Origin of the sequence: Azonexus sp. R2A61 (assembly GCF_021401135.1) — a bacterium.
In the GTDB taxonomy this organism is placed as follows: Bacteria; Pseudomonadota; Gammaproteobacteria; order Burkholderiales; family Rhodocyclaceae; genus Azonexus.
Genome location: NZ_JACBFO010000003.1, coordinates 494,248 through 511,766 on the forward strand (window position 1 = coordinate 494,248; position 17,519 = coordinate 511,766).

Consider the following 17,519-nt stretch of genomic DNA (forward strand, 5'->3'; position numbering starts at 1 on the left):
GGTCAGAGGCGTTCCGGCAGCACGTCGCGCAGCATCACGGCGGCGTCGCGCAGGGTCTTTTCGGTGGTCTCCCAGCCGATGCAGCCGTCGGTGACCGAGCAGCCGTACTTGAGCTGCGACAGGTCGGCCGGAATCGGCTGGTTGCCGGCTTCGAGGTTCGATTCGATCATCACGCCGAGGATCGACTTGTTGCCGGCGCGGATCTGGTTGACCACGTCGGCCATCACCAGCGGCTGCAGTTCCGGCTTCTTGGAGCTGTTGGCGTGCGAGCAGTCGACGACGATGTTGGTCGGCAGCTTGGCCTTGACCATCGCCGCTTCGGCAACGGCGATCGACACGGTGTCGTAGTTCGGGCCGCTTTCGCCGCCGCGCAGCACGACGTGGCCGTGCGGGTTGCCGGTGGTGCGGACGATGGCGACGCGGCCTTCGTTGTTCAGTCCGAGGAAGGAGTGCGGGCGCGAGGCCGACAGGATGGCGTTGGTCGCCACGGTCAGGTCGCCGCTGGTGGCGTTCTTGAAGCCGACCGGCGTGGACAGCCCCGACGACATTTCGCGGTGCGTCTGCGATTCGGTGGTGCGGGCGCCGATGGCGGTCCACGCGATCAGGTCGCCGTAGTATTGCGGGCCGTAGGGGTCGAGCGCCTCGGTGCCGGCGGGCAGGCCGAGTTCGTTGACCTGCAGCAGGAAGTCGCGGGCCTTTTCCATGCCGACGTTGACCTGGAAGGAGTCGTCCATGAACGGATCGTTGATGTAGCCCTTCCAGCCGACGGTGGTGCGCGGTTTTTCGAAATAGACGCGCATGACGATCTGCAGCACGTCGCCGACTTCGTCGGCCAGCGCCTTGAGGCGGCGGGCGTAGTCGAGCCCGGCCACCGGATCGTGGATCGAGCACGGGCCGACCACGACGAACAGGCGGTGATCCTTACGGTCGAGGATGTTGCGCAGGATTTCGCGGCCGTTGGCGACGGTGGCTTCGGCCTTTGCGGTCAACGGCACTTTGCCGTGGATTTCGGCCGGCGTCGGCATGGTGTCGAAGGCGGCGATGTTGATGTTTTCGAGTTTTTGCGTCATTTGGTCAGCTCGCGAATCATGTCCTTGACTGCCGCAACCTTGTCACTCAGGGCCGGGCAGTGGCGTAAAAGGGAAATTTTATCCTGTCCGGCCAGCTTATAGCTGCGGTTCTTCTGGATCAAATTGATGATCCTGATCGGCTCGATAGGTGGATTCCTTGAAAACTCGGGCGCGAACTGGATCGTGATCTGGTCGTTGGTCGCATCCAGCTTCTGGATCAGCAGCGGTTTGACCAGCAGGCGCAGCCGGTGCGTGGCGAGCAGCGCCTGCGCCTGCAAGGGCATTTCGCCGAAGCGGTCGACCAGTTCTTCCTGCAGGGCGTCGATCTCGTCGTCGGCCTCGCAATTGGCCAGCCGCTTGTACAGCGTCAGGCGCTCGTGCACGTCCGGACAGTAGGCGTCGGGCAGCAGGGCCGGCGTGCGCAGGTTGATCTCGCCGCTGACGCCGGGCGGCTGGGTCAGGTCGATGGCTTCCAGATGTTTGCCCTGTTTGAGCGCGGCGACGGCGCGGTTGAGCATGTCGGTGAACACGTTGAAGCCGACTTCCTGCATGTCGCCGGCCTGGTTTTCGCCGAGCACCTCGCCGGCGCCACGGATTTCCAGGTCGTGCATGGCCAGGAAGAAACCGGAACCGAGTTCCTCCATCATCTGGATCGCTTCCAGGCGCTGCTTGGCCTGCTTGGTCATCGCCTTTTCGTCCTGTACCAGCAGGTAGGCGTAGGCCTGGTGGTGCGACCGGCCGACCCGGCCGCGCAACTGGTGCAGCTGGGCGAGGCCGAACTTTTCGGCGCGGTTGATCAGGATGGTGTTGGCGTGCGGATTGTCGATGCCGGTTTCGATGATGGTCGTGCACAACAACAGGTTGGCGCGCTGGCTGGTGAAGTCGCGCATCACCTTTTCCAGCTCGCGCTCGCCCATCTGGCCGTGGCCGATGACGATACGCGCTTCCGGCACCAGTTTTTCCAGCTTCTCGCGCATGTTCTCGATGGTGTCGACTTCGTTGTGCAGGAAGTACACCTGGCCGCCACGCTTCAATTCGCGCAGCACCGCTTCGCGGATGATGCCGTCGGACAGTCGCGAAACGAAGGTCTTGATCGCCAGTCGCTTCTGCGGCGCGGTGGCGATCACCGAGAAGTCGCGCAGGCCTTCCATGCTCATCGCCAGCGTGCGCGGGATCGGCGTCGCGGTCAGCGTCAGCACGTCGACCTCGGCGCGCATCGCCTTCAGCGTTTCCTTCTGGCGCACGCCGAAACGGTGTTCCTCGTCGATGATGACCAGGCCCAGCCGATCGAATTTCACATCCTTGCCGATCAGCTTGTGCGTGCCGATGATGATGTCGATCTTGCCTTCGCTCAGTTCCTTGAGCGCCTGCGCCGATTCCTTGGCGGTCTTGAAACGCGAGATTTCGGCGACCTTGACCGGCCAGTCGGCGAAGCGGTCGACGAAGGTCTGGTAGTGCTGTTCGCAAAGCAGCGTCGTCGGGCACAGCACGGCGACCTGCTTGCCGCCGGCCACCGCGCAGAAGGCGGCGCGCAGGGCGACCTCGGTCTTGCCGAAGCCGACGTCGCCGCAGACCAGCCGGTCCATCGGCTTGCCCGATTTCATGTCCTCGATGACGGCGGCGATGGCGGCGGCCTGGTCGGCGGTTTCCTCGAAGCCGAAACCGTCGGCAAAGGCTTCGTAATCGTTTTCGCCGAATTCGAAGGCGTGGCCCTTTCTGGCGGCACGCGCGGCGTACAGCGCGAGCAGTTCGGCGGCGGTGTCGCGCGCCTGCTCGGCGGCCTTGCGCTTGGCCTTTTCCCATTGGCCGGAACCGAGCGTGTGCAGCGGCGCGGCGTCCGGATCGGCGCCGGAGTAGCGCGAGATCACGTGCAATTGCGCCACCGGCACGAACAGCTTGGCGTCGCTGGCGTAGTGCAGTTCGAGGAATTCCTGCTCGCCGAGGCCGAGGTCCATGCGCACCAGACCGCGATAGCGGCCGATGCCGTGGCTTTCATGAACGACCGGGTCGCCGATCTTGAGCTCGGTCAGGTCCTTCAGCCAGTTGTCGAGGCTGGCCTTGCGCTGGCTTTCCTTGCGCGTGCGGCGCGGGCTGCCGGCGAACAGTTCGGTTTCGGTGACGAAGGCGACGCCGTCCTGCACGAAGCCGGCTTGCAGGGGCGCGATGCCGAGCGCCAGCCGGCTGGTGCCGCTCAGGAAAGCGGCCAGATCGGCACAACTATCGGGTTTCAGGCCGTGTTCGGCGAACATCGCGCTCAGGGTTTCGCGCCGGCCGGCCGTCTCGGCGACCAGCAGCACGCGCCCGGCAAAGCCGGCGAGCCAGGTTTTCAGCGCGGCGAGCGGATCGTCGCTGCGGCGGTCGACGGCGAGATTGGGCAGAAAATCGCTGTGGCTTGCGGTCGACCGTGCCGGATCGGCATTTTTCGCGGGAATGGCCAGTCGACCGTAAGCCTTGGCCGCGCTGAAGAAATCCTCGTCCGACAGGAACAGGCGTTCGGGCGGCAGCAAGGGGCGCGCCTTGTCGCCCTGGAGCAGCGTGTGGCGCGACTGCGTGTCGCTGCGGAAGGCGGCGATGGCGCCCGGTGCGTCGCCGTGCGTGACCAGCACGGCATCCCTGGGCAGGTAGTCGAACAGCGTTGCCGTCTCGTCGAAGAACAACGGCAGGTAATACTCGATGCCGGCGCTGGCAATGCCGCTGGAAATGTCCTTGTAGATCCCCGACTTGGCCGGGTCGCCCTCGAAGGTTTCGCGGAAGGCCTGGCGGAAATGCGTGCGGCCGCGGTCGTCCATCGGAAACTCGCGGGCTGGCAGCAGACGTACTTCCGGCACCGGGTAGATGGTGCGCTGGGTATCGACGTCGAAGGTCTTGATGCTGTCGATCTCGTCGTCGAACAGGTCGAGCCGGTAAGGCACCGGCGAGCCCATCGGGAAGAGGTCGATCAGCCCGCCACGGATCGAGTATTCGCCAGGCGAGACGACCTGCGTGACGTGCGCGTAGCCGGCCAGCGTGACCTGGGCGCGGAATTTCTCGGCGTCGATCCGTTCGCCCTTCTTGAAGGCGAAGGTGTAGGCGGCGAGGAACTCCGGCGGTGCCAGCCGGTAGACCGCCGTGGCAGCCGGCACCAGCAGGATGTCGACCTCGCCCTGGGTGACCGCCCACAGCGTCGCCAGGCGTTCGGAGACCAGGTCCTGGTGCGGCGAGAAGTGGTCGTAGGGCAGGGTTTCCCAGTCCGGCAGCAGGCGCACGCGCAACGGCACCTGGCGCTGGCTGGCGAACCAGGGAATTTCGTCGAGCAGGCGCTGGGCATCGGCGGCACCGGCGGTGACCACGGCAAGCAGGCGGCCGGGATGGGCGGCGGCCAGTTCGGCCAGCGTCAGCGCATCGGCGGAGCCGGCATGCGCCGGCAGATCAAGACGATGGCCGGGGGCCGGCAGGGCGGCGATCGGCAACGGGAAGGACGGACGCTTCAGCGTCTGCGTGGAGGCTGGGGTGGAATTCGGGGGCACGGCAACGGCGGGTGCGCCGAATCTGAATCGGCGGCACGGCGGGCAAAGGATCGATTATAGCCCGCCGGTCGTCGTCGCCGGCCGTCGCCGGCTTATTTGAGCAGGCCGATTTCGCGCGCGGTTTGCGGGCCGATCACGGTTTCCCCCAGGCCGACCGGGATGTCGGCCCGTTGTGCATTGACCGGAATGCGGCCGGCCATGATTTCGGCGTTGCGTTGCGGCAGCGCCGGTGTCTGCGCCGGATCGGCGTAGCCGTCGGGGAAGATCGGCTGCAGGGTCCGCATGTCGTACTTGTCGGTAGCGCCGTAGGTGTGCAGCAGTTCATGGGCGATCACGACGGCGTTCTGGCGATGCTGGCGGCGGCTGGCAAAAGCGTGGATCAGGCCCAGTTGCCCCTTGCTCAGGCCGGTCGAGTGCGGCAGTACCGACAGGTTGGCCGGATCGTGGTAGAGCACGAACAGGCGGACCTGCGGTTTCGGACCGGGAATGTCGTCGTTGCGGCTGGCCCACCAGCGCAGTTTCAGGCTCCACAGCATGTTGTCGAGCGCGCTGCCGCCCTGTGGCGGCAACGGTGGCGTCGAGCGCGGCGGCGGGGCAAGCCGTACCTTGACCGGCTGCAGCACCTTGCCGCCATAGCGCTGCATTTCCTGGTCGATCCAGCTGCCGATTTCGGCAAAGCTGTCGTCGTCCAGCGCAGCAAGATAGGCGGCGGTGGCCGGCGAATTATCGGCGGCGATCGGGTAGAGGCCGACGAAGACGGTGTGTTCCCAGGCGGTGAGCCGGGTTTCGGCACGCCATGCGGCAAAGGCGACGCCGGCCAGGGCCAGCAGCAGGATCAGAATGCGGAATTTGCGAAACATCGGGGTATCCGGTCGGAATGTGGTCGGTCGCCATCGGTCATGGCGTCGGCATTATAGGGCCGGATTTCCGGACTGTCCGCCGTTTCAGCCTGTGCCGGGCGTTTTCAGCCATTGCAGCATGACGGCCAGCGGGGATTCGCCTGCCGCCAGGCGATGCATCGCATGCGGGCCGCCGAGGTGGCGGCTGGCGCGTTCCCAGGCCGGCGGGCCGCTATCGTCGTCGTGCTCGAACAGCATCAACAGCGGTGCCGTCAACAGTTGCAGGGATTGCAGCCCGGCCCGGTCGGCCAGGCCGCCGTGGCAGATCAGCGCATCGACCTGGGCGTCGCGCCGGGCTGCCGCACGGATCGCCGCCGGTGTGCTGTCGCCATGGGTGAGCACGGTCAGCGGCAGCCGTTCCAGATCGCCGTCGATGCGGATCAGTTCGAGTACGTCGAGCAGCCGCTCGCTCAAGCGCGGCACATTCTGCGTCGCATCGGCAAATTGCAGTTCGTGGCTGCTCAGCAGGTTCATGTCGAGGACGGCGATACCGTGTCCGACCAAGGCATCGGCCAGCACCTCGTCGTCGGGCCGGCGATGGGCGCGTGCGATCAGCAGCAGTTTGCCGGCGCCATCCGGCAGGGCCAGTCGGCCGTATAGCGGGCCGTGCGCGGCAGGCAGGGAGAGGTCGCGGTGCAGCATGTCAGAGCAGTGCCAGGCCGAGGCCCATGCCGCCGCCGATCGCCAGCAGGCCGGGCAGCGCCTGGCGGGCCAGTGGCCGGCCGCCGATGCTCAGCACCAGGCCGATCTTGAACACCAGGTTGGCGAACAAGGCGAGGGTGACGGCGATCACCGCGTCGCCGGCCGCCACGCGGTCGAGGTTGAACATGCGCAGCGTGGACAGCACGCTGGCATCGGCGTCGGTCAGTCCGGAGGCCAGCGCGACGATGTACAGGCCGCTGTTGCCGGCGACGTCCTGCAGCCAGGCGGCGGCCAGCAGTACCAGCGCGTAGAGTAGGCCGAAGGAGATTGCCGTTTTCAGTTCGGTTGGGTTCTTGACTTCCGGCATCGGCAGGTCGCCGGCCTCGTTGAGGATCTTCCAGCCCCAGGCGGCCATCGCCACGCCGGGTACGACGCCGCAGGCGAAGACGATGGCGATCGGTCCGACCAGACCGGGGGCGACGATGCCGGCGATGATGCCGAGGCGGATCATGACCATGACGTTGGCGATCAGGATGACGATCGCCGACATGCGCACCAGATGGCCGTGTTCGGCAGCGTGGCGGGAGAACATCATGGTGGTTGCGGTCGACGACGCCAGACCGCCGAAAATGCCGAGCACGGCGGCACCGTGGCGAGCGCCGATGATGCGCAGCGCGAGGTAGCCGGCCAGCGCCAGTCCCGAGATCAGCACCACCATCCACCATACCTGGCGCGGATTGATCGCGCCGTAGGGGCCGAAATTGCCGCTCGGCAGGATCGGCAGCACGACCAGCGACAGCACCGCTAACTGCAGCATCGAGTTGATGTCCCGGGGCGTCATCCGTTCGCTGAACTGTTTCAGTTCGGCCTTGAAATAGAGCAGCACGGTGGTCGCGATGGCCAGCATCACCGCCACCGTCGCGTGGCCGAACCAGACCGCGGCGCCCAGCGCGTAGGTGACGACGATGGCCGCTTCGGAGGTGAATCCGCGGTATTTCTCTTCTTGTTGGGTCGAGAAGTTGGAGGCGATCATCGCCACCGAGATGACCACCAGACCGACTGCCAGCAGCCAGGGGACGCCGCTGCTTTCGCCGAGCATCGCGAACAGGCAACCGAGCATGGCGACCAGCGCGAAGGTGCGCAGGCCGGCCGCTGAATCCGGGCGGCGTTCGCGCTCCATGCCGATCAGCAGGCCGATGCCCAGCGCGGTGGCGAAGGCTTCGACGGGGACCGCCAGTTCCGGTACGACGAAATTCATGCGCGCACTCTCCTCGCTCTCTTTTGGCCTGTCTTGTGCCGTGCTGCGGCCGCTTCTTCGCTAAAATTAAGCCATGCCCAGACATTACGCAATTGTCCCCGCCGCCGGCAGCGGCTCACGCTTCGGCGCCGAGATGCCGAAACAGTACCTCGACCTGCTCGGCCGACCGCTGATTTTCCACACCCTGGCAGCGTTGACCGCACACCCGGCGATCGAGCGCGTGTGGGTGGTGCTGGCGCCGGACGATCCGTGGTGGCCGCGTTACGACTGGTCGGCGCTCGGTGCCAAGCTGGAGACCGTGCGCTGCGGCGGTGCCACCCGCGCCGAGAGCGTCGGCAACGGCCTGCGCGCGGCGGCGACGGTGGCCGCCGACGACGACTGGATCCTGGTCCATGACGCGGCGCGTCCCTGCCTCAGCCGGGCGATGCTCGACGCGCTGTGCACCGAACTGGCCGACGACCCGGTCGGCGGCATCCTCGCGGTGCCGGTCGCCGATACCCTGAAGCGCGCCGATGCCGGTCAGCGCGTCGCCGCCACCGAGCCGCGCGACGGCCTGTGGCAGGCGCAGACGCCGCAGATGTTCCGTTACGGTCGACTGCTCGCCGCGCTCGAAAACCACAATGCCGTTACCGACGAAGCCGGCGCCATCGAGGCGCTCGGGCTCGCGCCGAAGCTGGTGCGCGGCGATTCGACCAACCTGAAAGTCACTTTTCCGGCCGACCTGGCGCTGGCCGCAATGATCCTGAGAGGGCGCAAATGAACATCCGAGTCGGGCAGGGCTACGACGTACACAAGCTGGTCGCCGGCCGCAAACTGATCCTCGGCGGCGTCGAGATTCCGCACCCGACCGGGCTGCTCGGCCATTCCGACGCCGACGCGCTACTGCATGCGATCACCGACGCGCTGCTCGGCGCCGTCGCGCTGGGTGACATCGGCCGGCATTTTCCCGATACCGACCCGCGCTACCAAGGCGCCGACAGCCGCGTGTTGTTGCGCGCCGCGGTCGCGCTACTCGCCGACAAGGGCTGGCGGCCGGTCAATGTCGACGCCACGCTGATCGCCCAGCAACCGAAACTGGCACCGCACGCGCCGGCGATGGTCGCCAACGTCGCCGCCGACCTCGGCATTGGCGCCGACTGCGTCAACATCAAGGGCAAGACCAACGAGAAGCTCGGCTACCTCGGCCGCGAGGAGGCGATCGAGGCGCAGGCGGTGGTGCTCGTCGTGCGCGCCGGCTGAAGCTGACTACTCCCGGCTACTTGCCGGCAAGCACGATGCGACTACCGCTTTCGCCGCGTTGCAGACGTTCGTGGTGCAGGCGGACCAGCGGGTCGGCCGGCCATTGTCCGGCCAGTTCGGCAAAACGTGCCGCGGCGGCCGGCGGATCGTCGTCGAGCAGGGCGTAGGCTGTCCGATAATCGGTCAGCGGTGCGCGCATCGGATCGGCCGTCGGACGTTCCGGCTCGAAGACGGCCAGCGCCTGCTGTCTGCCCTTGAGGACCAGTCTGCCGACCGGCCGGGCGGGCGCATCGGGAACCCCGGCCAGGATCGCTTCCGACACGCACAGCCGGGTGCCCAGATACTTGTTGGCCGATTCCAGGCGGGCGGCGGTGTTGACCGGATCGCCGAGCGCCCGGTAGTCGAACATCGTGTGGCCGCCAAAATTCCCGACGATGACCTCGCCCGCATGGACGCCGATGCGCGTTTCGCCAAAGGCGATGCCACGCTGACGCAGGTCGTGCGCATAGGCGCTGGCGAAGGCATCCATCTCCAGCGCGCAGGCCAGCGCCCGGGCGCGGTGATCGGGCTGGGGAATCGGCGCCGAGAACATGATCGCCAATGCATCGCCGACGATGCGGTCGAGCGTGCCTTCGTGGCGGAAGGCAATGGCGATCATGCCGTCCAGATAATCATTGAGCCGGGTAACTGCGTCGGCCGGATCGATGCTTTCCATCAGGCCGGTGAAGCCGGCCAGGTCGGTGAACACGAAGCTGCATTCCTGGCGCCGTCCGCCGAGCGCCATGTCGTCCTGGTGTTCGAGCAGATGCGCGACACGGTTGGGCGAGACGTAGCGGGCGAAGGCCGAGCGCAGCCAGCGCTGCTCGTGCTCGGTCAGCAGATGGTGCGCCAGGCTGCACAGCAGGAAGCTGGCGGTCATGCCGACGATCGGCCAGGCCGGGTCGAGCAGCAGGCCCTCGCCGACGAAGGCCTGCCAGGACAACAGCGCGACGGCGAGCGTCAGCGCCAGGCCGAGCAATGCGGACGCCGAGGCGCGTACGCGCAGGGCGACGATGCCGATCAGCAGGCTGCCGATGGCCAGGATGAGGAATTCGAGGCCCGGTGCCCAGGACGGGCGTTGCAGGAAATGCCCGGAAAGCATCTGCTGCAGGGCCTGGGCGTGTATTTCGACGCCCGGCATCAGGCCGAAGGGGCCGAAACGCAGGTCCATCAGCCCTTGCGCCGAACTGCCGACGAGCACGATGTGGCCGGCCAGCCGTTCGGCCGGCGCACTGCCGTCGAGCACCTGCCAGGCCGGCAGGTTGAGTGTCGGATCCCGAGGCGCGTAGTGCACCCAGAATTCGCCCTGCGGCGTGGTCGGTAGACTCAGTTCGCCGATGCGGACTTCGCCCAGTCCGGCGTTATCCCGCGTGCCGCCCAGTTGTTGCAGGTGTCCGGCGCTGCGCAGGATCAGCGTCGGTGCCCCCTGGGCGACGCGCAGGGCCTCGCTGGTCAACGAAGGAGCCGGGCCGTCGGGCAGTTCCACCAGCAGCGGGACGCGGCGCACGATGCCATCGCGGTCGGGGACGAAACTCAATGCGCCATTGCCCGAGGCTGCATTTTCAAAGGCCGGCAGGCTGCCGACGGCGCCGTCGAAGGCTGGCAGCCAATGCCGCTGCGGTTCGCCGAGGTTGACCAGGGCGGCCTTGCGGGCCGGCATCCGGCCCGCCCCCTGCTGGCGAGTTGCCGAAAAGCCGACGACGGTCGGCGCGCGAGCCAGGCTGGCAGCGAAGACCGCGTCGTGATCGGGCAGGTGTGCCAGTTGCCGGCGCAGTGCCGGTCCTGCTTGCCACAGTTCGGTGATGGCCGCGGGCGAAGTCCGGTCGGCTTCGGCAAACATCACGTCGAAGGCGATGGCTGCGGCATCGGCCTGCTGCAGGCGATCGACCAGCTCGGCCAGGCGGGTACGCGGCCAGGGCCATTGACCGAGGCGCTGCAGGCTGTCCTCGTCGATATCGACGATGCGTACCGGGGTGTCGACCGATGGTCGTGGCGACCAGCGCTGATACTGGTCGAATACCGCATTGCGCAATAGTTCGAGCTGCGCACCGGCCAGCCACTGGCCGGCGATCAGCATTGCGGTGACGAGAAGGGGCAGGATCAGGGTCCAGTAACGGGTGCGCTGCATGAGGTCGGTAAAAAAATGCGGATCGGGCCGTGATCCGGCGTTCGCGGCCTATGATACGCTGGTACAAAATCCTGAAACACTTTGACGTCACCCCCAAACGGAGGGCGAAGATGAACAAAAACAAATGGATCGTCGGCTTGTGCCTGTTGCCGATGCTGGCCCTGGCCGATCAACCCGTCGGCTTTGTGAAGACGGTCAGCGGCGAAGCGTCGGTGACCTCCGAAGGCAAGGCGGTGACGGCCGAGGTCGGGACGCCGGTGTTTGCCGGTTCGGTGTTGCGCACCGGTCGTCAGGCGGCGATGGGCGTCACTTTCAAGGATGAGACCGTGATGTCCTTCGGGCCGAATACCGAACTGACGGTCAGCGAATATCTCTACGCGCCCGGCCAGGGCAAGCTCAGGCTCGGCAGCAAGCTGACCAAGGGCAGCCTCAACTACGTTTCCGGCGTGATCGCCAAGCTCAAGCCGGATGCCGTCACGCTGGAAACGCCGACCGGTACGATCGGCGTGCGCGGCACGCAGTTCCTGGTCAAGGTCGAGGAGTGACATCGTGCATGCGAGCGTGAAATTCCTGTTGATCGGGCTGTCGACCGCAACATTGCTCGGCGCGTGTGCGAGCAAGTCCTATGTCGTGCTGCTCGACAGTCCGGACGGCAGCACCGGCAAGGTCGTGGTGCATGGGAGCAAGGGCGAACAGGTGATCGAGCGTGCCGGTTACGGGGCGACGCTCGACGGGGCGGCGCCCGCCCGCGAAATTGCCGGCGAACAGATTCGTCAGGATTTCGGCCCGGCGATGGCCGCCCGGCCGATGATTCCCGAGCGCTACCAGCTGTATTTCGATAGCGGCGGGACCCGGCTAACCGCAGCGTCGCAGGCGCTGCTGCCCAAGGTCGTCGAGGCAGCCGCGCGGCGGCCGGCGGTCGATGTGTCGATCATCGGTCACACCGATACCGTCGGCCGGCCCGACGAGAACGAGGCGCTGGCGTTGAAGCGGGCGCAGGCGGTGGCGGAACTGATGCGCAGCAAGGGACTCCAGTTCCATGCCTTGAGCGTCGAGTCGCACGGTGAGCGCAATCTGCTGATCAAGACCGCCGACGAGGTTGCCGAGCCGAAAAATCGTCGCGTCGAGATTTCGCTGCGCTGATTTGCGCCCGATCGTCAGCCCTCGTTTCCGCGGAGCGCATCATGCCGGTCAAATATCAGTTCCGCTTCCAGTACTGGGTGCTCGGCATTCTGGTCGCGGCCGTGCTCGGGGCGACCGTCGCCTTCCTGTCGGCGGTTCTCGGCAAGTTCCGGGCAATGGCCGAGGAGAACGCCCAGGAGCGTTTTTCGCTGATTGCCGACCAGGCCATTCTGGCGACCGACAACCTGCTCGTCTCGGTCGGCCGCATCGTCACCCGGCAGGCCAGCGATAGCCGTCTGCGTAACGCCGACGGGCAGATCAACGCCGAAGGCGCGATTCCGTCGCTGATTGCTTCGCTGGCGGTCAATCCGGACATCTACGGCCAGTATTTCGGTCTGGCCGACGAGCGTTTCGTCCAGGTGCTTGCCATTCGCGAGTTGCCGCAGGCTGCCGCATCCGTGGCGGGGCCGCCGGCCAGCTGGTTCGCCGTGCGGCGGATTTTCGGGGCGGCGGCGCGCCGGGAGCATTGGGAATATCTCGGGCACAATCGCGAATTGCTGGGCAGTCGGGATGCGCCGGCCGAGTTCCGGCCGACCGGCCGGCCGTGGTACCGGGCGGCAATTGCCAGCAACGGGCCGACGGTGACGCCGCCCTACCTGTTCGCGTCCACCGGCCAGCTGGGCGTCACCGTGGCGCAGTCGCTGGTCGGGGGCGGTGGCGTTTTCGGTGTCGACATCGGCCTGTCCGGGCTCAATGAATTCCTCGGGCGGCTGGCCTTGTCGCCGAATGCGGCGATTGCGCTGCTCGATGCCGGCGGGCGGGTCATCGCGTTCAGCGGGCGCGGGCGTTTTTCGACCATCCTGGCGCCGGCCTTGCATCCAATGTCGGAAATCGACGATCCGGCCTTGCGTGGCGCGGCACGGCACGCGGCGACCGATCAACCGACGACGGTCAGCCTGCCGACGGCGGAGGGCGATCGCGCTTTCGTGCTGGTGCGCCGCCAGGCCGAACCATTGCCGGGCGCTGCGTTTACCGTGGTGACCCTGGCGCCGCTCAGCGATTTTTCCGGACCGATCGACCGGGCGCGTCAGGATGTCCTGCTGGTCTGCGCCCTGATCCTGCTTTTTCTGGTCCCGCTGTCCTTGCTCGGTTCGCGGCGTGTCGTACATGCCCTGACCGTGCTGGCGCGCAACTCGGAGCGCCTGAAACGCCTGGATTTTTCGAGCGAACCCGAACAGCCGGCATCGCTGCTATATGAAATCAACGCGTTGGGCGACGCCCAGATTGTCATGCAGCGCTCGATCCGCGACCGTACCGAAGCCCTGCACATCGCCCGGGAAAAGCTCGAACGCCTGGTCGAGAACGGGCTGATGCTGGCCCGCGAGCAGAATCGCGAGACGCTGCTGCGGCACATTCTCGATGGTGCGCAGGAAATTTCGCATTGCGCGGCGGCGACGCTGTTCCTGAAAACCGATCACGACACGCTGCGTTTCGCGCTGCGCACGGCCAGTGACGAACTGCACGACTTCGAGGTGCCGCTGCACGACCCGAAGGATGGCAAACCGGCCAGCGGTTACGTGTCGAGCCATGTTGCGCTGAACAACGAAACGGTGGTGATCGACGACGTCTATGCCGAAACCCGCTTCGACCTGTCCGGCACCAAGCGTTTCAGCGAGGAGAGCGGCCTGCGGACCGTCTCGATGCTGACCGTCCCGCTGTCGCCGCGCGACGGCGAGGTGATCGGCGTGCTGCAACTGATGAATGCGCTCGATCCGGCAACCGGTGAGGTCATTCCTTTTCCGCGCGACCTGATCCGCTTTGTCGAGGCGCTCGCCGCACAGTCGGCGATCACGCTCGAGAACATGAATCTGCTCGAAGCCCAGCGGCAATTGATGGATGCGCTGATCAAGCTGATCGCCGGCGCCATCGATGCCAAGAGCGCTTATACCGGCGGCCATTGCGAGCGGGTGCCCGAACTGGCGATGATGCTCGCCCGCGAGGCTTGTGCGGTCGACCACGGTCCGCTGGCAGATTTCGCCTTCGGCAGCGACGAGGCGTGGCGCGAATTCCGCATCGGTGCCTGGCTGCACGACTGCGGCAAGGTGACGACGCCGGAGTACGTGGTCGACAAGGCGACCAAACTGGAGACCCTCTACAACCGCATTCACGAAATCCGTACGCGTTTCGAGGTGCTGTTGCGCGACGCCGAGATCGAGCGCCTGCAGGCCATTCACGAGCGGGGCGAGCCGCGTGCCGCGGCCGATGCCCGATTCGCCGGGCTGCGGGCGCAACTGCTCGACGATTTCGCCTTCGTTGCCGAAGCCAACCTCGGCGGCGAATTCATGGCACCGGAGAAGGTCGACCGCATCCGCGAGATCGCTGGCCGGACCTGGCTGCGTCATTTCGACGACCGACTCGGCCTGTCGCAGGACGAACGCAAGCGGCGCGGCGATGCTGCGGTCGACCTGCCGGTCCGGGAAAATCTGCTGGCCGACCAGCCCTGGCATGTCTTGCCGCGCGAGTGCGACAACCCGGCCTATGCCGCAGAACATGGCTGGCAGGTCAAGGTGCCGGACAACCTGTACAACTTCGGCGAGGTTTACAACCTGGCGATCGGCCGCGGAACCTTGACCGAGGAAGAGCGTTTCAAGATCAACGAACACATCATCCAGACCATCCTGATGCTCGAACGCCTGCCGTTGCCGCCGTCGCTGGCGCGCGTGCCGGAATACGCCGGCACCCATCACGAGACCTTGATCGGCAGCGGTTATCCGCGCCGGCTGGATGCCTCGCAGTTGTCGGTGCCGTCGCGGATCATGGCCATCGCCGACATCTTCGAGGCACTGACGGCCGCCGACCGGCCCTACAAGTCGGCCAAGACGCTGTCCGAATCGATCCGCATCCTGTCTTTCTTCAAGAAGGACAAGCACATCGATCCGGTGCTGTTCGACCTGTTCCTGACTTCCGGCGTCTATCTCGAATACGCCAGGCGTTACCTGAAACCGGCGCAGATCGACGAGGTCGATATCGCCGCCTATCTGGGCTGAGTCTCAACCGGCCCGCAGCGTCAGCCGGGCGATCAGCCCGCCGCCGGTGTTGGGCAGCAGGCTCAGGCTGCCGTCGTGCAGTCGGGCGGTGCGCTCGACGATGGCCAGGCCGAGGCCGGTGCCGGTGGCGTTGGTGCGTGCGTCTTCCAGGCGGGTGAACGGCCGTTTCAGGCGTTCTTCCTGATCGGCCGGAATACCCGGTCCGCGGTCGGCAATATCGATGATGAGCTGTCGCTCATCCCGGCGTGCGCTCAGCCGGGTGGCACCGCCGGCGTATTTCCAGGCATTGTCGATCAGGTTGGTGACGGCGCGGGTCAGGGCCTTCGGCCGGACGACTGCGGTCGACACGCCGGCGATGTCGATTTCCAGCGGCCGACCGATCGCTGCCTGACGTTCGCCGATCGACGACAGCAGGGCGGCCAGGTCGGTTGCCACCGGCGCCTCGCCGGAATCGGCACGGGCATAATCCATGAACTGGGAAATCACCGCTTCCATCTGCTCGATATCGGCGACGATGCCCTGGCGGGCATTGTCGTCGGCGACACTCAGTTCGGCTTCCAGGCGCAGGCGGGTCAGCGGCGTGCGCAGATCGTGCGAGATGCCGGCCAGGACTTCCGAGCGATCGCGTTCGTGACGTTCGAGATCCTTGGCCATGGTGTTGAAGGCGTGCGCCAGCTCGCGGATTTCCAGCGCGCCGTCCTCGGGCAGCGGCTCCGGCATCCGGCCCTGGCCGACGGCCCGCGCCGAGCGCGCCATCGCTTTCAGCGGCCGGCTGATCCGCGAGGCGATCAACCAGGCGAAGAGCAGGGCGAGGACGACGGCCAGGCCAGCCCAGCTCAGCCAGCGCGTGGCAAAACTGCGGGTGACCCGTTCGCGCGGCATGACCATCCAGTATTCGTCGTCGTCCCGGTCGTCCAGCCGGAAGCTGACCCACAGCCCCTGCTCGCCGTTGACCTCGCTGGCCACCCGGGTCTGCGGACCGAGCCGGCGGACGATGTTTTCGCGCATCAGCACGTGAAAGCGCGAATCCTCGGGAATGCCGACGACCTTGTCGTCTTCCTCGACCGGCAGCAGCCGGATGCCTTCGCGTGACGAGAATTCGGCGAACAGACCGGGCCGCTTGGCCGGCGTCGCGGCGAACAGCGAGGCGCGGATCAGGTTGACCGTCGAGGTGGCCAGCGATGCCGCTTCGCGGGCCCGCGGTTCGGCATCGATGTGGCTGAACAGCGCCAGCCAGCCGACGGTGCTGGCCAGCACCAGCGTCGCCAGCAGCAGAAAGGTGCGGACCAGCAGCGAACGGGGCATCGCCGGCGCTCAGGCCTCGCGCGCCGTGCCGTCCGGCACGAACACGTAGCCGAAGCCCCAGACCGTCTGCAGATAACGCGGTTGCGAAGGGTCGGGCTCGACCAGCTTGCGCAGCCGCGACACCTGCACATCGATGGCCCGGTCGAACGGGCCCTGTTCGCGGCCGCGCGCCAGCGTCATCAGCTTGTCGCGCGACAGGGGTTGGCGCGGATGCTGGAGCAACACCTTGAGTACGGCGAACTCGCCGGTGGTCAGCGACAGCGTTTCGTCGCCGCGCTTCAGCGTACGGGCGGCAAAATCCACCTCGACCTGGCCGAAGCGGGCCGTTTCCTGCGTTTCCTCCGGCGCGCCCGGCGGGGCGCTGACCTGGCGGCGCAGTACGGCATGGATGCGGGCCAGCAGTTCGCGCGGGTTGAACGGCTTGGGCAGATAGTCGTCGGCCCCCATCTCCAGCCCGACGATCCGATCGACTTCGTCGCCCTTGGCGGTCAGCATGATGATCGGCGTACGGTCGTTCTGGCCGCGCAACCGGCGGCAGATCGACAGGCCGTCCTCGCTCGGCAGCATCAGGTCGAGGACGATCAGGTGGTAATGCTCCCGGCTGCGTGCCTTGTCCATCTGCACGGCGTCGCCGACGGCCTTGACCGAGAAGCCCTGTTCGCCGAGATAGCGGGTCAGCAGGTCGCGCAGGCGGGCGTCGTCATCGACGACAAGGATGTGTTGCTGGCTGTTTTCTGTCATGGCGCTAGCTTAAGGGCGGTGGCGAAAGGAATGCGGCGAAATGGTAACAAAGCTTGGCCGCCAGTCGTTGCCGAAACATCTCCTTACACACTGTCCGGGCACGGTGCGGTCCTTGCCGGGACAATGCAGGCTGTGTACAACCGGTTAGAATTCCGCCCGCCATGCATCGTCGCCATTTTCTTGCTTTCCTCGCCATGCTGCTGCCTGCGGCAGGCGTGTTGGCGGAAGGTTGGCACGATCTGCCGCCGGACGAGCGGCGCGAGATGCGGCGCCAGATGCGCGAACAGTGGGTTCGCGAACGTTACGGCAACGAACGCCCGTTGCCGCCGCCGCCCGGCCATGCCGACCGCCCCGACTGGCGCAGCCTGCCGCCGGACGAGCGGCAGCGGCTGAAGGACGAAATGCGTCGCCTGCATCGCGAGCGCATTGAAGCGGGCGACGAGCGCGGGCGCGGCGAGCGTCCGCCACCGCCGCTGCGGCGGCGCGACGACTGATCCCGCAACCGGCGGGCATCGGGGCTTCC

At 66.6% G+C, this 17,519-nt stretch carries 14 protein-coding genes; 6 read left to right on the top strand and 8 right to left on the bottom strand.

The window, feature by feature from the left end:
- Positions 1-2: 2 nt before the first annotated feature.
- From L0962_RS12170 to L0962_RS12190, 5 genes are all read right to left on the bottom strand, one after another.
- Positions 3-1,070, bottom strand: a complete 1,068-nt coding sequence (locus tag L0962_RS12170) for a 3-deoxy-7-phosphoheptulonate synthase (RefSeq protein ID WP_234086703.1) — start codon at positions 1,068-1,070, stop codon at positions 3-5.
- The gene (gene mfd, locus L0962_RS12175; RefSeq protein ID WP_234086931.1) at positions 1,067-4,540 is read right to left on the bottom strand and encodes a transcription-repair coupling factor; all 3,474 of its coding nucleotides are present in this window, start codon (positions 4,538-4,540) and stop codon (positions 1,067-1,069) included. Before mfd ends, L0962_RS12170 begins: the two co-directional genes overlap by 4 nt.
- 128 nt (positions 4,541-4,668) lie before the next feature.
- Complete coding sequence (locus L0962_RS12180) at positions 4,669-5,436, bottom strand: hypothetical protein (protein WP_234086704.1); 768 nt, start codon at positions 5,434-5,436, stop codon at positions 4,669-4,671.
- 84 nt (positions 5,437-5,520) lie between these two features.
- A complete protein-coding gene (locus tag L0962_RS12185; protein ID WP_234086705.1) occupies positions 5,521-6,117 on the bottom strand; it encodes a hypothetical protein in 597 nt (198 codons plus the stop codon).
- Between the two features lies 1 nt (position 6,118).
- Positions 6,119-7,375, bottom strand: coding sequence for an MgtC/SapB family protein (locus tag L0962_RS12190; protein ID WP_234086706.1), 1,257 nt, complete (start codon positions 7,373-7,375; stop codon positions 6,119-6,121).
- Positions 7,376-7,448: 73 nt separating this feature from the next.
- Between L0962_RS12190 and ispD the strand changes: the two genes are divergently transcribed.
- Both ispD and ispF read left to right on the top strand, forming a co-directional pair.
- Entirely contained in the window at positions 7,449-8,135 is a 687-nt protein-coding gene (ispD, locus tag L0962_RS12195) for a 2-C-methyl-D-erythritol 4-phosphate cytidylyltransferase (RefSeq protein WP_234086708.1), read from the top strand.
- Positions 8,132-8,614, top strand: coding sequence for a 2-C-methyl-D-erythritol 2,4-cyclodiphosphate synthase (gene ispF / locus L0962_RS12200; protein ID WP_234086709.1), 483 nt, complete (start codon positions 8,132-8,134; stop codon positions 8,612-8,614). Before ispD ends, ispF begins: the two co-directional genes overlap by 4 nt.
- Positions 8,615-8,630: 16 nt before the next feature.
- Here ispF and L0962_RS12205 read toward each other — a convergent pair whose 3' ends face one another.
- The gene (locus L0962_RS12205; protein WP_234086711.1) at positions 8,631-10,781 is read right to left on the bottom strand and encodes a CHASE2 domain-containing protein; all 2,151 of its coding nucleotides are present in this window, start codon (positions 10,779-10,781) and stop codon (positions 8,631-8,633) included.
- A gap of 110 nt (positions 10,782-10,891) precedes the next feature.
- Between L0962_RS12205 and L0962_RS12210 the strand changes: the two genes are divergently transcribed.
- The 3 genes from L0962_RS12210 to L0962_RS12220 are packed head-to-tail and all read left to right on the top strand — an operon-like array spanning position 10,892 to position 14,950.
- The gene (locus L0962_RS12210) at positions 10,892-11,326 is read left to right on the top strand and encodes a FecR domain-containing protein (RefSeq protein WP_234086712.1); all 435 of its coding nucleotides are present in this window, start codon (positions 10,892-10,894) and stop codon (positions 11,324-11,326) included.
- 4 nt (positions 11,327-11,330) lie between these two features.
- Complete coding sequence (locus tag L0962_RS18320; RefSeq protein WP_234086714.1) at positions 11,331-11,924, top strand: OmpA family protein; 594 nt, start codon at positions 11,331-11,333, stop codon at positions 11,922-11,924.
- A gap of 41 nt (positions 11,925-11,965) precedes the next feature.
- Positions 11,966-14,950, top strand: a complete 2,985-nt coding sequence (locus L0962_RS12220) for an HD domain-containing phosphohydrolase (protein ID WP_234086716.1) — start codon at positions 11,966-11,968, stop codon at positions 14,948-14,950.
- 3 nt (positions 14,951-14,953) lie between these two features.
- On the opposite strand, the gene L0962_RS12225 is transcribed toward L0962_RS12220, so the two are convergent.
- Entirely contained in the window at positions 14,954-16,255 is a 1,302-nt protein-coding gene (locus L0962_RS12225; protein ID WP_234086717.1) for an ATP-binding protein, read from the bottom strand.
- Between the two features lie 9 nt (positions 16,256-16,264).
- Complete coding sequence (gene ompR, locus L0962_RS12230; protein ID WP_234086721.1) at positions 16,265-16,996, bottom strand: two-component system response regulator OmpR; 732 nt, start codon at positions 16,994-16,996, stop codon at positions 16,265-16,267.
- A 161-nt stretch (positions 16,997-17,157) separates the two neighbouring features.
- On the opposite strand from ompR, the gene L0962_RS12235 reads away from it, so the two are divergent.
- Complete coding sequence (locus L0962_RS12235; protein ID WP_234086722.1) at positions 17,158-17,490, top strand: hypothetical protein; 333 nt, start codon at positions 17,158-17,160, stop codon at positions 17,488-17,490.
- Positions 17,491-17,519 lie beyond the last annotated feature (29 nt).

Excerpts from the sequence above, each read along its gene's own strand:
- L0962_RS12170 (WP_234086703.1), bottom strand. The coding sequence starts at position 1,070 with ATGACGCAAAAACTCGAAAACATCAACATCGCCGCCTTCGACACCATG.
- L0962_RS12180 (WP_234086704.1), bottom strand. The coding sequence starts at position 5,436 with ATGTTTCGCAAATTCCGCATTCTGATCCTGCTGCTGGCCCTGGCCGGC.
- L0962_RS12185 (WP_234086705.1), bottom strand. The coding sequence starts at position 6,117 with ATGCTGCACCGCGACCTCTCCCTGCCTGCCGCGCACGGCCCGCTATAC.
- L0962_RS12190 (WP_234086706.1), bottom strand. The coding sequence starts at position 7,375 with ATGAATTTCGTCGTACCGGAACTGGCGGTCCCCGTCGAAGCCTTCGCC.
- ispD (WP_234086708.1), top strand. The coding sequence starts at position 7,449 with ATGCCCAGACATTACGCAATTGTCCCCGCCGCCGGCAGCGGCTCACGC.
- ispF (WP_234086709.1), top strand. The coding sequence starts at position 8,132 with ATGAACATCCGAGTCGGGCAGGGCTACGACGTACACAAGCTGGTCGCC.
- L0962_RS12205 (WP_234086711.1), bottom strand. The coding sequence starts at position 10,781 with ATGCAGCGCACCCGTTACTGGACCCTGATCCTGCCCCTTCTCGTCACC.
- L0962_RS12210 (WP_234086712.1), top strand. The coding sequence starts at position 10,892 with ATGAACAAAAACAAATGGATCGTCGGCTTGTGCCTGTTGCCGATGCTG.
- L0962_RS12220 (WP_234086716.1), top strand. The coding sequence starts at position 11,966 with ATGCCGGTCAAATATCAGTTCCGCTTCCAGTACTGGGTGCTCGGCATT.
- L0962_RS12225 (WP_234086717.1), bottom strand. The coding sequence starts at position 16,255 with ATGCCCCGTTCGCTGCTGGTCCGCACCTTTCTGCTGCTGGCGACGCTG.
- ompR (WP_234086721.1), bottom strand. The coding sequence starts at position 16,996 with ATGACAGAAAACAGCCAGCAACACATCCTTGTCGTCGATGACGACGCC.
- L0962_RS12235 (WP_234086722.1), top strand. The coding sequence starts at position 17,158 with ATGCATCGTCGCCATTTTCTTGCTTTCCTCGCCATGCTGCTGCCTGCG.